The sequence below is a fragment of the Planomonospora sp. ID82291 genome (assembly GCF_015711645.1).
Taxonomy (GTDB): domain Bacteria; phylum Actinomycetota; class Actinomycetes; order Streptosporangiales; family Streptosporangiaceae; genus Planomonospora.
In genome coordinates this window covers 1588702-1603813 of sequence record NZ_JABTEX010000002.1, presented here as the reverse complement: position 1 = coordinate 1603813, position 15112 = coordinate 1588702, and the positions used below count along the sequence as shown (strand labels likewise).

11 protein-coding genes are annotated in these 15112 nt (G+C 69.3%); 1 reads left to right on the top strand and 10 read right to left on the bottom strand.

The window, feature by feature from the left end; translation table 11 throughout:
* Positions 1-220: 220 nt before the first annotated feature.
* The 7 genes from HS045_RS18115 to HS045_RS18085 form a co-directional block, all read right to left on the bottom strand.
* On the bottom strand, positions 221-673 hold the full coding sequence (locus HS045_RS18115; protein ID WP_230884088.1) for a RidA family protein: 453 nt from the start codon (positions 671-673) through the stop codon (positions 221-223).
* A 75-nt stretch (positions 674-748) separates the two neighbouring features.
* Complete coding sequence (locus HS045_RS18110; RefSeq protein ID WP_196452494.1) at positions 749-2293, bottom strand: serine/threonine-protein kinase; 1545 nt, start codon at positions 2291-2293, stop codon at positions 749-751.
* Between the two features lie 13 nt (positions 2294-2306).
* Entirely contained in the window at positions 2307-5489 is a 3183-nt protein-coding gene (locus HS045_RS18105) for a type I restriction endonuclease (RefSeq protein ID WP_307827577.1), read from the bottom strand.
* Between the two features lie 91 nt (positions 5490-5580).
* Positions 5581-6324 carry an HNH endonuclease gene (locus tag HS045_RS18100; protein WP_307827576.1) on the bottom strand — a complete coding sequence of 248 codons (744 nt, stop codon included), beginning with the start codon at positions 6322-6324 and terminating at the stop codon, positions 5581-5583.
* Positions 6321-7736, bottom strand: coding sequence for an AAA family ATPase (locus HS045_RS18095; RefSeq protein ID WP_196452493.1), 1416 nt, complete (start codon positions 7734-7736; stop codon positions 6321-6323). Before HS045_RS18095 ends, HS045_RS18100 begins: the two co-directional genes overlap by 4 nt.
* A gap of 222 nt (positions 7737-7958) precedes the next feature.
* A complete protein-coding gene (locus tag HS045_RS18090; protein WP_196452492.1) occupies positions 7959-8198 on the bottom strand; it encodes a DUF397 domain-containing protein in 240 nt (79 codons plus the stop codon).
* Positions 8189-8968: a helix-turn-helix transcriptional regulator gene (locus HS045_RS18085; RefSeq protein WP_196452491.1), complete on the bottom strand. Its 780-nt coding sequence runs from the start codon at positions 8966-8968 to the stop codon at positions 8189-8191. Before HS045_RS18085 ends, HS045_RS18090 begins: the two co-directional genes overlap by 10 nt.
* Before the next feature lie 133 nt (positions 8969-9101).
* Here HS045_RS18085 and HS045_RS18080 point away from each other — a divergent pair, with 133 nt between their 5' ends.
* Positions 9102-9671, top strand: coding sequence for an ATP-binding protein (locus HS045_RS18080; protein ID WP_196452490.1), 570 nt, complete (start codon positions 9102-9104; stop codon positions 9669-9671).
* Between the two features lie 89 nt (positions 9672-9760).
* On the opposite strand, the gene HS045_RS18075 is transcribed toward HS045_RS18080, so the two are convergent.
* From HS045_RS18075 to HS045_RS18065, 3 genes are all read right to left on the bottom strand, one after another.
* On the bottom strand, positions 9761-10852 hold the full coding sequence (locus HS045_RS18075) for a restriction endonuclease subunit S (RefSeq protein WP_196452489.1): 1092 nt from the start codon (positions 10850-10852) through the stop codon (positions 9761-9763).
* Between the two features lie 152 nt (positions 10853-11004).
* Complete coding sequence (locus tag HS045_RS18070; protein WP_196452488.1) at positions 11005-13023, bottom strand: class I SAM-dependent DNA methyltransferase; 2019 nt, start codon at positions 13021-13023, stop codon at positions 11005-11007.
* Entirely contained in the window at positions 13020-15065 is a 2046-nt protein-coding gene (locus HS045_RS18065) for an N-6 DNA methylase (protein WP_230884087.1), read from the bottom strand. Before HS045_RS18065 ends, HS045_RS18070 begins: the two co-directional genes overlap by 4 nt.
* Between the last annotated feature and the right edge of the window lie 47 nt (positions 15066-15112).

The window sequence follows — 15112 nt, the reverse complement described above, 5'->3', positions numbered from 1 at the left end:
CTCCCGCTCTCCTCGCGTCCGGTGGCGGGGCCATTCAGGGGCTTCCTTCTCACCTGGTTCGACTCCAGGTAGGCCCCATGGGCCTACTGGTTCATCCAGCTCCCGAGCTTTCCTCGCCACCGGCCGGGCACGGCGAAGCCACGGGTGCCGGTCATGAGGGCCGCGATGTCCGCCGCCTCCCCGCGCCGGGGTCACCCACCGCCGGCGGCCCCTCCCAGGTTCAGGAAGTACCCGCCCCGTCGCCGTTCTCCGCGCCCGGCGGGAGAGACCCCTCGTCCGGAACGGCCGCAACGGCGGTGATCTCGACGAGCTGGCCGGTGTAGCCCAGGCAGGAGACACCCAGCAGGGTCGACGTGTGCGGCCCCGCGGCGAGCTCGGAGCGGCGTACGACCTCCCACACCCGGGCGAGGTCTCCGGGGACGTCCGCGACCACGTAGACGGTGCTGGACAGCACCTGGCTCAGGTCGCTGCCGACCTCCTCCAGCGCGATCCGCAGATTGACGAGGACCTGCCGGGTCTGGGCCACGGGGTCCCCGGCTCCGACGAGACCGCCCTCCCCGTCCAGGGGGACGGCTCCGGCCATGAACGCCAGGCGCCGGCCCGCTTCGACCACGGCCGCGTGCGCGTAGTCCGGCGGCGGGAACAGGCCCGCGGCGGTCATCCGGTGGATCATCGTTTTCCTCCTCGGTGAGTCGACACAGCGATGATCGACGTACGGGGTCCGGGACGTCATCCGCTTTTCCACGGGTTAGCCGCCGAGCCGGTCCAGGTTCTCCAGCAGCACGCATACGTGCCCGACCTCCGGATCGTCCGCGCCCAGGACTGCGGTCATGTCGGGAAGCAGGGCGCTCAAGCGGTCGTGAGCTCCCCGATGGTCGCCCATCCTCGCCAGCAGCTCGGCGATCTCACGGCGGAGCTCCAAGGCGAGGGCGTCATGTTCGCCCACCGCGGCCCGTACATCCGCGAGAAGGGCGGTCATCTCGTCCCGTGCGGCCTCGTCCCGCCCCAGCGCGGCCAGGCTGAGCGTCTGGTTGTAGCGGCACTCGAGGACCGCCCGGTGATCCGCTCCGAGCATCTCGGTGAGTGCGGGCAGAAGCTCGTCGAAGTCGTCCAGGGCCGTCCCGTAGTCGCGGGCCGCGAACCGGGCGTTCACCAGATCCATGCGCAACGCGATCATCAGGTGCCGCTCCCCCGCGAGCGCCGCACCGGCCCTGACGGCCTCTTCGAGGATCTCGACCGCCTGGCTGACCCGCCCGGCCAGCGCGAGCTCCTCGGCACGCCCCCTCGCCGCGACCAGGTCTCCCTTCGACAGACGACGCGCAGGCGCCGCGGGCGAGGCCGGAACCCGGGGCCCCACCAGGGCGGTCTCCGCGATCCGCTCGACCACCGCCGCGTACATGCGGCCCGGGTCCGGCGACGGCGCCGCCGCCGTCGTGCCGGGCAGCGGCGGCAGCGCGACGACATGGGGCAGCAGCCGCTCGTAGACCTCCGCGGCGGAGGCCGGCCGGTCGGCGGGGTTCTTGGCCAGCAGCGACAGGACGAGTCGCTCGATCTCTTCGGGCACATCCGGGCGGAGCGACCGCAGCGGCGGAGGCGGTTCGGAGTAGTGGCGGGCCATCTCCGCCTGCACGATCGCCGACTCGAAGACCCGCCTGCCCGCCAGCAGCTCGTGGAGCACGCAGCCGAGCGCGTACAGGTCGCTTCGCGCGTCGGCCTTCCCGGTGATGGCCTGCTCGGACGGCATGTAGCAGTAGGTGCCCACCCCCTGCCCCATCTGGGTGATCTTCGTGGCGTTCGGCGCGTCGAGCATCGCGACGATGCCGAAGTCGAGCACCTTGACCGTGCCGTCGGCGCACAGCATGAGGTTCACCGGCTTCAGGTCGCGGTGGATCAGCGACCGGGCGTGGGCGACGGCCAGCACGGCGCAGACCTGGGCGGCGATCGCCGCGGCCCAGGCCACGGGCAGGGGATCGTGCGCGTCGATCAGGTGGTCGATGCGGTAGCCCTCGACCAGCTCCATCACCAGGAAGAGCGACTCCCCGGAGACCCCGGCGTCGTAGACGACGGGCACGCCCGGATGCCGGAGCCGGGCCGTGACCCGGGCCTCCCGGCGGAACCGCCGCTCGGCCTCCGCGCGCTCCTCCGGCGTGGGGAACCTCTCGGGACGGATGACCTTGACGGCCACGTGCCGGTCCAGCGACTGGTCGAAGCCCTTCCAGACCTCGCCGTAGCCGCCCTCCCCCAGACGCATGACGAGCTCGTACCGATCGCCGACGACCGTCCTCGCATCCATGATCATGCTTATATCACTCGACGCCGCCGCTCTCCCTGATCATCCGGTAGACCTGCTTCCGGCCCAGCTCGGTGATCCGGGAGCGGAAGAGCGAGTCGTCGAAGAAGCGCTGCACCAGGCCGGTGTTGCCGGTGTGCCGGTCGACGACGACCTTCTCCAGGTGGTCGGCGAAGACCTCCCCGAAGTTGGCCTCGTCGTTGACCAGCGCGGCCTCCTTCAGCGACTCGTTGCCGACCGCCTCCTCGAACTGCTGCTCCACCCAGATCTGGTCGGCCTCCGACAGGCCCAGGCCGTACTTGTCGTTGACGGCCGCGATGAGGGCGTGCAGCGACGTCATCTCGGGCTCGGCCGCGGCCCCGCCCTCACCCGAGGGGGCGGGGAGCGTCACCTCTCCTCCGGGAACCGGGGCCAGGCTGACGTCGTGCTCCCCGGTCCTGCTGATCCGCAGGTGCGTGAGGTCGACCTCACCGATGTCCACCGCCGGGTCCTCCCTGCGCGGCAGCCGGTTGAGCAGGAACCTGCCGAACAGGTACAGCCGCTCCAGCTCGTCGTCGGTGTACGGCACGACCTGCGACAGGAAGCCGTACAACCGCACATAGCCGCGCAGGTCGGCCCGGAACCGCTCGGCCGAGTCGCTGTCGTTCTCCGCGTCCTCCTTCTGCCGCTCCTCGAAGCGCCGCACGGCGGGCTCGGTGTGGCGGTAGAGCGCCGCGTGCGCCTTCTCCCAGTCGCGCTGCGTCGCGGAGGTCCGCTCCGCCGCCAGGTACGCCTCGGCGAGGGCCTGCATCTCCGACGCCACCAGCAGGGCGTGCCCCAGTACGGCCGCCGCCCGCCGGTGGAGCAGGTTGGGGTCGATCTCCTCGGTGGCGGTGCCCTCGTAGTACGGCTGGAACTCCGCCTGGACGTCGGCGGCCTCGTTGGCGAAGTCGAGCACGAAGATGTCGCCCTGCGACTTGAGCCGGTGCGTGCGGTTCAGCCGCGACAGCGTCTGGACCGCGGCCACGCCCTTCAGCTTCTTGGCCACGTACATCGTGGTCAGCAGCGGCTGGTCGAACCCGGTCTGGTACTTGTCGGCCACGACCAGGATCCGGTACTCGGCCTTCTCGGCGGCGTTCGGCGCGCGGTCGTCGGCGCGGCAGTAGGCGAACCGGTCCGGCAGCTCCTTCTCCCCGAACCCGTTCAGCCCCGCCTCGGTGTACTCCACCTCCACGCCGTGCCCGTCGGCGAGCCTCAACGTCTGGGAGAACGCGATGAGCGTGCCGCAGCCGGTGTAACCGTTGAGCTCGACGTAGTCGCGGATCGCCTGGCCGAGCCGTACGGCGTGCTCGCGCGAGCCGGTGACGACCATCGCCTTGGCCCGCCCGCCCATCCGGGACGCGGTGTGCCGGCGGAAGTGCTCGACGATGATCTGGGCCCGCTGGCTCACGCTGGTGGGGTGCAGTTCGGCGAACCGGGCCAGCAGCGCCTGTCCCTTGCGCCGCTCCACCTCGCGGTCGTCGGGCTCCTGGCTCATCAGCCGCCAGAGCGTCTTGTAGGTGACGTAGTTCTTCAGCACGTCGAGGATGAAGCCCTCCTCGATCGCCTGGCGCATCGAGTAGATGTGGAAGGCCCGCGGCCTGCCGTCCTTCCCCGGCGTGCCGAACAGGGTGAGCGTCTTGTTCTTCGGCGTCGCGGTGAACGCGAAGTACGACAGGGTGTCGTGCCTGCCCCGGGCCAGCGCGCTCGCGGTCAGCAGGTCGCCGTCCTCGCCGTCCTCGTCACCCGCGGCGTCAGCCGCGAAGTCGGGCACCGTGTCGCTGCTTTTGCCGCCGAGCCGGCGCAGCACCCGCTTGAGGGCCGCGGCCCCCTCCCCCGACTGGGACGAGTGCGCCTCGTCCACGATCACCGCGAACCGCTTGCCGCGCAGGCCCTCGACCTGCTGCAGGATGTGCGGGAACTTCTGCAGCGTGGTGATGACGACCCGGGCGGTCTCGCCCTGGAGGGCCTCGGCGAGCTGGGCGGAGCTCTGGTCGATCCGCTTGACCACGCCCGGCGTGTGCTCGAACTGGTAGATCGTCTCCTGCAGCTGCCGGTCCAGCACCACCCGGTCGGTGATCACGATGACCTTGTCGAACACCGGCTGGTTCGGCCGGTAGCCCTTGGCCAGCGCCGACTCGTCGATCTCCGCCGGGCTGCCCGAGGTGTGCAGGTTCGACAGCGCGTGCGCGAGCCAGGCGATCGTGTTCGACTTGCCCGATCCCGCCGAGTGCTCCACCAGGTAGTTGTGGCCGGAGCCGTACCGCTTGGCGTGCGCGGTCAGCTTCTGCACCGCGTCCCACTGGTGGTAGCGCGGGAAGATCAGTGGCAGCTTGTGGGCCTTGCCGGGGTACGGCCTGCGCCCCCGGCCCTTCTTCACGTCCTCGTCGTCGACGTGCAGGAACCGCTTGAGCAGGTCCATCCAGGTGTCGGGATGCCAGATCCGCTCCCACAGGTAGGCGGTCCGGTAGGCGCCGTCCCCGGAGACCGGCGGGTTGCCCGCGCCGCCCTTGTCGCCCGGCCCGCCGGTGCCCGTGTTGAACGGCAGGAACCGGGTCTTCTCCCTCGCCGGCCGCGTGGTGAGGAAGACCAGGTCCTGGTCGACCGCGAAGTGCACCAGGGCCCTCCGGGCGAACAGCGGCTCCTTGGGGTCGCGGCTCTTGCGGTACTGCTCCTTGGCGTCCTCCACGGTCTGGCCGGTGAGGGTGTTCTTCAGCTCGGCCGTGGCGACCGGGACGCCGTTGACGAACAGCGCCAGGTCGAGGGCGTCGGCCGAGGCGGCCGAGTAGCGGAACTGGCGGACGATGCTGAGGATGTTCTTGCGGTACGGCTCCAGCGCGTCGGCGGCGATGGTGTGCGCGGGGCGGAAGTAGGCGAGCCGGAAGGCGATGCCCCGGTCCTTCACCCCGTGCCGGAGCACCTCCAGGGCGCCGTCGGCGTCGATCGCCCTGGCCACGACGTTCGCCAGCCGCCGTGCGGCGCCCGCCTCGTTCCCGGCCTCCGCGGTGACCAGGCGGTCCCACTCCGTGGGCTGCGTCGCCTGCACGAAGTGCAGCAGCTCGGTGGGGTTGAGGCCCAGGGCGTGGTCGTAGAGCTCGCCCGCGCCCCGCACCCAGCCGCGCGCGAGAAGGGCTGATTCGATGGCGTCTTCGAAGACCTTCTCGTGGTGCACGGGGGTCACGATCACGTTCCCTTCGGACGGGCGGCCCTTACTGCTGGAATCAGATCTCAGTGAATAGAGTACACACAAATATGGGCACGTCGAGATGGATTCATGACCAGAAGTGGAGCGCCGGGTCGGCAAGGGCCTCGACGACCTCCTTGCCTCTCAGGACGTGCTCGGCGCCGGGCAGGTCACGGTAACGGAGCATCGCGTAGAGCACGTCGGCGAAGGGCTGGTCGAGCAGGGATACGGCGATCTCCGCGGCCTCCGTCTCCGCGTCCGCGTCCTCTGCCAGGCCCACGGGCCGCACCAGGCGAGCGCGGTCGCGGAGCATGCACACCGTCCGGATGAAGGCCGCCGCCCGGCCGCGGACCAGATCCGGCCGGTTCAGGCCGAAGACCTCGATCGTGGCCTCACCCCGGACGGTGAGCGCCTCGTAGACCCCCGTGCTCAGCACGAGCTCCAGGTGATCGTACGGGTCCTCGGCGGACGGGTCGACGAGCAGTGGCGTGCCGTCCGCGGCCCGGGGGAAGAGCTCCCGTTTCTCGTGGCTGTTACAGTGCGAGCAGGCCAGCAGGTGGTTGGGCCAGTCGAAGGCGCGCAGCGGGGCCGCGGCGAGCGGCTCGAAGTGGTCGATGTCCGTCCCGAGCCCGTCACCGCAGTACATGCAGCGCCTGATCCCGGTCGCCATCGCGGTGAGGTGGTCCGTCAGCCGGACACGCACGGCCCTGGCGGACTTCCACTCGGCCCGCGCCCCCGCGCAGTCGGCCCCGGCCGCGCGCAGCCTGCCGGTACGCTCGCGAAGGCGGTCGGCCAGATCCGGGGGGAGAGCCGTACGGCGGATGCGGATCACGGGATGTCGAAGATCCTCGCTGCCACCTCGTCCACCCGCGCCGCCAGGGAACTGGTGAGCGTCTCCCGCAGGCGCTCGTACTCCCGCTGCTCTTCCGCACTCGCCCGCCCGCGCAGCACCGCGCGCTCCAGGACGGTGAGCCGGCGCCGCATCTCCTCGGCCCGGCCGGAGTACGGTGAGTCGACGCCGAACAAGTCGGTGAGCAGGGCGTCGTCGCCGCTGCCGTAGACCACCCGCTCGTACAGTTCCTCGTCCACGACCCGGGGCGGCACGTCTTCGTCGATCCCCGGGAGCCGGATCAGGCCACCGGGATCGGCGCTCTGGCAGATGTAGGGGCTGTGCGAGGTCACGATGAACTGCATCGCCGGGAAGTGGCTCGTGAGCCACGGGCCGATCTTCTTCTGCCAGCTCACGTGGAGATGCGCGTCGATCTCGTCGATGAGGACGACCCCCGGCGTACGGACCACCGGCCGGTCTCCCGACTCCTCGATGAACACAGGAATGGGTGCCTCTCCGGCAATAAGGCGGTCGAGGGCTTCAAGCGAAGACTCATATGTGTTGATGAGCTGACGAACCAGATCAAGAACCAGGGCGGTGACGGTCCGATATCCGTCACTCAACTCACGAAGCGGGATCACCTGCCCGCTCCTCTCCGCCCACAGCCCCTCACGGTCGACCTTCTCGACGCGGAAACCATCGGGAAGCAATCCGTCGTTGAGGAGGTCGATGACGAAGGCCAGCTTCTCTTCGGCTCCCGGCCGTTGCTCCAACCGTTGAAGGTGGAGGTCGATCAGCCAACCGACGCTCTCGGCGAGAGAAGCGTCCTCGTGGAAGAGCGTGGCCAGACGCTGCACGGGACCGGCACTCAGCATCAACCGTTGAGCCTCGGCAGAACCTCCGATAATTCGCCGGAAAGGACCATATCCAGCAAAAAACCAACCCATTGCATCATCTGCCCACGGCCCCCGGGAGGCGGTTTCACCGCGGCTTCCCATGGAGGATCGAGTCACATGTCGCTCCGAATCGCCGCTCACCCTACGCGACCAGTTCAACTGAGCGGAAAACCAGGCCACCCGGTTCTTGGGATGCCGATGTCCTGCGAACTTTCCAGCAAGCTGAGAATCGACGAAGCGATCCTTGTCCGCGTCGAAGACGATCATCGCCTTCACGAATCCGTGTGCGAGTCCGTCGGAGACCCAGCCCTCGAAGTCGGGGACGAGACCGCGTGCTGTGGAAGGTCCTGCCATCACCAGGGCGAGCGCGCGAAGGAGCGTCGTCTTGCCGGAGCCGTTCCGGCCTGCCAGGACCGTCCAACCCGCGTGGCTGCCGTCCGGGCGGGTCAGCTTCAGGTCGACACTGCGGGAACCGGAGAAGCCGCGGATGCCGGAGATCTTCACCTCCGAGATGTACATCGCCGACTCCTGTCCATGATCGTGCTGTCCTGTCCGTTGAACGATAGGACCTGTCCCGCGTCGAACCGTAGTCAGACCATCCAGCCGAAGCCGTTCTTCCGGACGTCCCACCGACCGGCGGAGGCGGAACGGGAACGGCTCCACCGGTCACCGTCCGCCGACCGCCGTCCGCCGACCGGCGACCGGCGACCGGCGGAGGACGGGTGCTCGGCCGGGAGGGTGTCAGCCGAGGTCGAACTCGTCGGCCTTGACGCCCTGGACGAAGGCGTGCCACTCGGCGGGGGTGAAGAAGAGCGCGGGGCCGTCGGGGTCCTTGGAGTCGCGGACGGCGATCAGGTCGGGATGCCCGGCCGTGTGCGCGGGACCGCCGGTGACCCCGGTCAGCTCGGCGACCTCGACGCAATTTCCACCGTTGTTCCCGCTCAGGCTGGACTTGCGCCAGCGGGCGTTGCTCAGGTCCATCGTTCCTCCGCGATTCTCTTGATCAGGTCGATCGACATGCTCAGGGGGAGCGCCTCGATGCGGATGGCCTCGAACTGCGTCACCACCTCGGCGACCTCGTCGTGGTCGCCGGTGGTCAGGCCCCGGACGGCCGTCTCCAGATACGCTACCTCGCTCCCCCCTTCCAGGGTCGCGATCGCGAAGCCCGCCAGCAGCCCGGCGCGGACCCGGCCCTGCGGCACGACCTGCACGCTCACCTGGGGGCCGGCGACGGCCGCCAGGTGGTGCAACTGCGCACGCATGACCTCGGGGCCGCCCACCAGCAGGTGCAGGACCGGCTCGGCGATCACGCACCGCAGGACCGGGGGCGGCGGGTCCTCCCGGGTCAGGACGGCCTGCCGGGCCAGGCGGCCCGCGACCGCCGCCTCGTCGCCGAGCAGGGCGTGCGCGTACGCCTCGGTCTGGAGCAGGCCCGGCACCACCAGCGGCTCGTAGCTCCTGATCGTGGTAGCGACCTGCTCCTTGTCGCGCCACCGGCCGAACCACGAGGGGAACGCCTGGCCCTTGCGCCAGTCGAGCAGGCGGTACAGCGCGCCGCCGGTGGTCAGAACCCGGTCGCAGACCTCGGCGAACTCGGGACTGGCCGGGAGCTGCCCGGTCTCCACCCCGCTGATCAGCGACTCGCTGAAGTGGATCTTCAAGGCGAGCTCGGCCTGGGTCAGGCCCGCCGCCTTCCGGTAGTGGCGCAGCTCCCGGCCCCAGATCGCCTGCGGGGAGTAGAGGTCGCCCATGATGTCCTCCTTGCCGGAGTTCAATCTCGGGGGGACGAACTCCAGCGCTCGGGTCTGGTAACCGTTCGGCTACCGGCCGTAGTGATGCCTCGGCACGCTGACCCTACGAGATCCGCGGCGGAAGGGGAATCCGATGGAAGAGGTCGTCACTGCGATCACGGCGCCGGCCGGTCGCCGCTCTCCACTGGGACCCGTCCTCGCGGTCCTGGGTGAACGGTGGATCCCCCGGGACGGCAGGTGCGTGGCCTCGGTCCGGCGGTTCGTCCGCGACACGGCCGCCGACTGGGACGCCGCCGAGGACGTCCCCGAGGTCGCCGAACTCCTCGCCTCGGAGCTGACCACCAACGCCCTCGTCCACGGACTCCCCGGCGACCGCCCGGTGGGCCCCCGTCACGGCGCTCACGGTACTTCCGGCGCCCCCGGCACCCCCGGCGCCTACAGCGCTCACGACGTTGTCGGCGCTTTCGGACGCGCGGGGAACTCTCCGGCGGACGTCCTGCGCGTCACGGTCTGCCGCCAGGACACGCTGCTGACCGTGACCGTCCACGACCCCTGCCTGACGCTCCCCCGGATGCGCGAGGTGGACGACCTGTCCCCCTCCGGCCGGGGCCTGGCCATCGTCCAGACCTTCTCCCACGACTGGGGCTGGACCCTCACCCCGTACGGCAAGTCCGTCTGGTTCCAGGTCCTCGCCTGGCCCTGACCTCGGAAGAGACCGGCCCCGGCCCTCCGCCCGGCCCCGTCACCCCGGCGGAGTACGGCCCCCGGATGCGGCGCCCGCGCGCACGGACCTCACACCCCGGCTCCGCGCGCCGTCGTCACATCGATCCGCCCGGTGACCGCCGCCGTGATCAGGGCCTGGCGCCGCTCGGCGAGAAGCTCCAGTTGGCGACTCACCTTCTCCCGGAGAGCCCCTGTCACCGCGTGCTGCTCCGTCACCCTGCGGACCATCTCCCGCTGCTCGGCAAGACCGGCATCCGGGATCGGCCACTCCTTGATCTCCTCAGCCTTCAGGTTCGCCATGGACTGAGAGGTGCCGTGCGAGGCAGCGCCGCAGAGATCCCGGACCTTCGTACCTCGGGAAACAAGGACCACGAATTGGCGGTCGAGTTCAGAGTCGACTTCGATCCGGAAAATTTTGTCGCATAGCAGAAGCTTTCTCCGAACCTCTGGGACAACGGCAGCGGCACCGACCAGCGCCGGGGTATTAGCGCGTGTCACCAAAAGGTCACCAGCCCGCACTTCGTAGCGACGTTCGGGAGCCAAATCGTCGGGAAGCCGCTTGTTCTCCTCAGGCCAGAACCAGCCGTGCTTGACGCTGCTGACCTTGAGGACACCCCACTCGTCCTCATCGGCCGGCACGTTGTCACACTGCGGGCTCGCCCCCTGCTCGATGCGACGGATCGAACGGCGGAAGGATTTCACACCATGGCGAACTTCCAGCCGGTCGATCTCCAGATCCAGGAACGCACGATCCCGCTCGTCCAGCTTGGATAGAACAGCCCGCTGAATGGACTCCATCCTCTGAATGCGCAATGTTTCGATATCAAGGAAGTCGGCAATGCGCCATTGCTCCTCAATTTGCGGAAGAACAATTTCAATCTCACCTAATTCTTCCGCATTCAAGTGCGGCTGAGCGGCCCGACTCCTTGCGATGTCGATTTGATGCGTCGCTTCGATACCAAGAAGTGAATAGGCGAGAAATCTAGGCTCTACTCGCTCCGGGGTCAGACGCAGATCATACCCAGGCGCGGACCCTTCCCATTCAGATGTCACCAGCGCAGAGTCACCGGTGTACGCACCACTGCGCACCACCAAGATCTCGCCAGCTTTCAGGAGAGGAGCACGAGTGAGTGGGAGATCTTTAAGGTCGGCATAGATCAACCCTTCGGGAACTATCTTTCCCCGATAGATATTGGTCGCCCGAAGAATCGGAACACCGTCAGGGCTCGACGGCGGAGGCTGACCAAGCCCATATCGCACGTGAGCGACACGCTTAATCGCCGTGTGTGTCCATCCCTGAGAGGTCTTCCCGCTCACCGGGTCACCTCCCCCAGGAGCTTCTGGATCTCGGCCTCCAGCGCCTTGAGCTCAGCGTCGATCTCCTCCAGCGGCCGGGGCGGCGTGTAGACGTAGAAGTGCCGGGTGAGGGGGATCTCGAAGCCGACCTTGGTCTTGGAGTGGTCCACCCAGGCGTCCGGGACGTGCGGCAGGACCTCGCGCTTCAGGTAGTCCTCGATCTCGGCCTCCAGCTCCGCCGGGGTCGAGTGCATCGAGGTCAGCGGCACGTTCTCGTTGTCCCGCAGGTCCGGGTCCGGCAGCGGTCTGTTCTTCTTGTCGGTCTGGAGCTGGCCCTCGGGATCGCTGACCGCGACCTCCGCCCAGACCGCCTTCTCCACCGGCGCGGGCAACTTGCTCAGGCCCTGCTCGGCCAGGGCCGCGTCCAGCCTCCCGGCGAACTCCAGCTTCGTGCCGCACACCGTACCGGACAGCGAGCGCAGCGCGGCGAGCAGCGCGTCCCGCTGCCCGAACCTGGCGACGGCCTTGGCCTCGGCCACCGCGTCCGCCGTCTCCCCGGTCACCTCGAACCGCTGCCGGAGCGGGCGCTCGACCGTGATCCGCTGGTAGCCGAAGGCATGGCGCGGGAAGACCTTCACCTTCGCATGGTGCTCGTGCTCCGGATCGGCCGCGACGGCGAGGGCGTCCTTGTAGACCGCGGTCAGCTCGGTGATCTGATCGTCTGGGACGATCTTGCGCTTGTCTCCGAGGGACTTGCGCATCCTGGTCCAGCACTCCCGTGCGTCGAGCAGGATCACCTTGTCCTTCAGCGCCGGCGCCTTGCGGTTGGACAGGATCCAGAAGTAGGTGGAGATGCCGGTGTTGTAGAAGAGCTGGTCGGGCAGGGCGACGATCGCCTCCAGCCAGTCGTTCTCCAGGATCCAGCGGCGGATCTCCGACTCCCCCGACCCGGCGGCGCCGGTGAAGAGCGGCGAGCCGTTGAAGACGATCGCGAGGCGGGAGCCGCCCTGCTCGACCGGCTTCATGTGGGAGATCATGTGCTGGAGGAAGAGGAACGAGCCGTCGTTGATCCGGGGCGTTCCCGCGCCGAAGCGGCCGGCCCAGCCGAGGTCGTCGCGCTCGTCCTCGACCTGCTTCTGCACCTTCTTCCACTCCACGCCGAACGGCGGGTTGGCCATCAGGTAGTCGAACCTCCTGCCCTCGTGGCCCCGGAGGGTGAAGGAGTTGCCCAGGATGATCTGGGACGGGTCCTGGCCCTTGAGCATCATGTCGGAGCGGCAGATCGCCCACGACTCGGGGTTGAGCTCCTGGCCGAAGACCTTGACCGTGGCCTTGGCGTTGTAGCGGGTGATGTACTCCTCGGCCGCGCTGAGGATGCCGCCCGTCCCGCACGCCGGGTCGTAGACGGTCCGGACGATGCCGGGCGTCATCACGTCCTCGTCGTCCGGGGCCATCAGCAGGTTGACCATCAGCCGGATGACCTCGCGCGGGGTGAAGTGCTCACCGGCGGTCTCGTTGGAGATCTCCGAGAACTTCCGGATCAGCTCCTCGAAGACGTAGCCCATCTGGTGGTTGTCGACCCTCTTCGGGTGCAGGTCGATCTCGGCGAACTTGCCGAGCACCAGCCAGAGCAGCCCGGCCTCGTCCAGCCGGGTGATCTGCTCGTCGAAGCGGTACTTCTCCAGCACCTCGACCGCGCCCGGCGAGAACCCGCCGATGTAGGAGCGCAGGTTGACCGCGACGTTGTCGGCATCTCCAGTGAGTTTCCCGAAGTCGAACCCGCTGGTGTTGTAGAAGCTCACCCCCGAGGCGTTCCGCAGCATCCGGTCCTTGGCGCCCTCGGGCAGCCCGCTGCCCTTGAGCTCCTTCGCCTTGGCGAGCACCGCTCCCTTGGCGGACGCCAGCACGCAGTCGAGACGGCGCAGCACGGTGAAGGGAAGGATGACCTTGCCGTACTCCGACTGGCGGTAGTCGCCGCGCAGCAGGTCGGCCACCGACCAGATGAAGTCCGCGTACTTCTGGTGGTTGTCGCTCACCGCTCACCCTTCTCAGTGGCCGGCCGGACGCTGCCGTGCGTCAGGCCGTCGGATATCAGCCGGATCAGATCCTCGCCGAGATCGGCGATCTGCCGCAGCGAAGCCTCGAAGTCCGCCAGCCTCCGGAACGCCTCGCCGTACCTGCGCTGCTCCTCGATCGGGAGGAGCGGGATGTCCGCGCGGCGCACGTCCACCTGGGACCGGCCGGCCGTGACGTAGTTGCGGGCGTTGCCGGAGCCGGCCACGAAGCCGGCCAGGAAGTGCGGGTCGAGCCGGTCCGGGTCGGTGCGGAGCAGCGAGACGCGCGGGCCGAGGACCGCGCCGCCCTCCTTGACCACCCGGGCCACCGGCCGGTTCACCAGGTGCGGGACGACCACGTCGCCGGGCCGCGTGATGATCTCGTGTTGCACGGGAACGCTCGGGGTGAGGCCGCTCGGCGGCCGGTCGTCGACGACGTCGTCCGGGGTGAGGACGGCCGTCCCGTCCGGCACCTCGGACTCCTCATCGGGCTTCGCCGGACCCTGGTGGTGGATCGTCACCATGCCGCGCCGTACGAGCTCCGTGAGCGGGACCGGCTGGAAGTCCGCTTCCTCCGGAGCCGACCCGACGTCCGGCACCAGACCGGCCGCGAGTTCCAGCAGTTCCGTCATCCGGTTCCGCCGTCCCGTGACGCGTTCGGGTGAGAGGTCCTCCGACGACACCGACAGATGCCGTGCCGGAGTGAGGTCGACCTCGTCGTCGAGCAGCTCGATGACCGGGACGGCCCGGCCGACGGCCGGCTCGTCCGCCTCGTCGCCGCGGTCGAAGCGGCCCCAGGCGTCCGCGGCGACCCGGGCGAAGTCCTCCGGCGAGGTGGAGGTGTCGACCATCAGGACGTGGCTCGGCGTGCGCGAGTCGTGCGGCTTGCGGAGCACCCACAGGGTCAGGGCGACCGCCGTGTTGGGGACGCTCCCGAGCGGGAGCGTGATCACCGCCCTGAGCGCTCCGCGCCGGATCAGCTGGGCACGGATGCGCCGGCCGGACCTGCGGTTCGCCGCGGCGGGCGGCATGAGCATGACGGCCGTGCCGCCGGGCTTCAGATGGGCCAGGGCGTGCTGGACCCAGGCGAGCTCCGGCTCCGTCCTCGGGGGCAGGCCGTACTCCCAGCGGGGGTCGGCGGTCAGTTCCTCGTATCCCCAGCTCCGGTCGTTGAAGGGCGGATTGCACACGACGGCGTCCACCAGCGTGCCGGGGAACGCGTCCTGCCGGAGGGAGTCACCGCAGGAGACCTCCACGTTGTCGGCGTGGAGCGCGAGGTGCACCGCCGTGAGCCTGGCCGTCGCCTCGTCCGCATCCTGCCCGAGAAGAAGCGCGACACCGCTCCCCGGCATGTCGTGGAGTGCCTTCAGCAGCACTCCCGATCCGCAGGCCGGGTCGAGGACGGTCGCGGCGGAGGAGCCGCCGATCTCGGCCATGAGGCGGGCGACGGGCTCGGGTGTGGCGTACGTCCGTTTCGTATGGAGCTCGAAGTAGCGTTCCCGCAGGAACTCGAACGTCTCCCGGACTCCGCCCTCGGCGGCGAGCCCCGCCAGCCGGCGGAGCAGGGGGATCCGCTCCCGCACCAGGAACCTCGGCGGCGGCGGATCCTCCAGAGGTACGGCACACGCCGCCCGCACCCGTTCGGGGAGCGTCTCCGCGACGGCCTCGTCGTCTTCGGCGGAGAGCGCCGCCCAGCCCTCGCTCTCCCGGTCGAGGTAGACGAGGAAGGCCCCGAGGTCGGCGAGCAGCTCGGCGAGCCCGTCCTCGTGCACCTCTCCGCGCAGTTCCTGCCAGAACCACTCCCGCTGGGGGAGCGGCCTGTCGTCGACATGAGAGCGCAGCCACCGCTTGACCTCGACGAGGGCGAAGGAAGGGCTGGTGGCGGTTCCTCCGGCAGGCTCGGGGAAATCCTCGTAGCGGCGGCGCCAGTTGCTCACCGCGGCCCGGCCGACATCGGCCAGGCGGGCGATGTCGGCAGCCGTCACCTGGACGTTCCGCTCCACCTCGCACCCTTTCTTCTCCAAGCTCCCTGTGTCGACAGGACCGTACTCCAGGCAAAGGTGTGACGCAA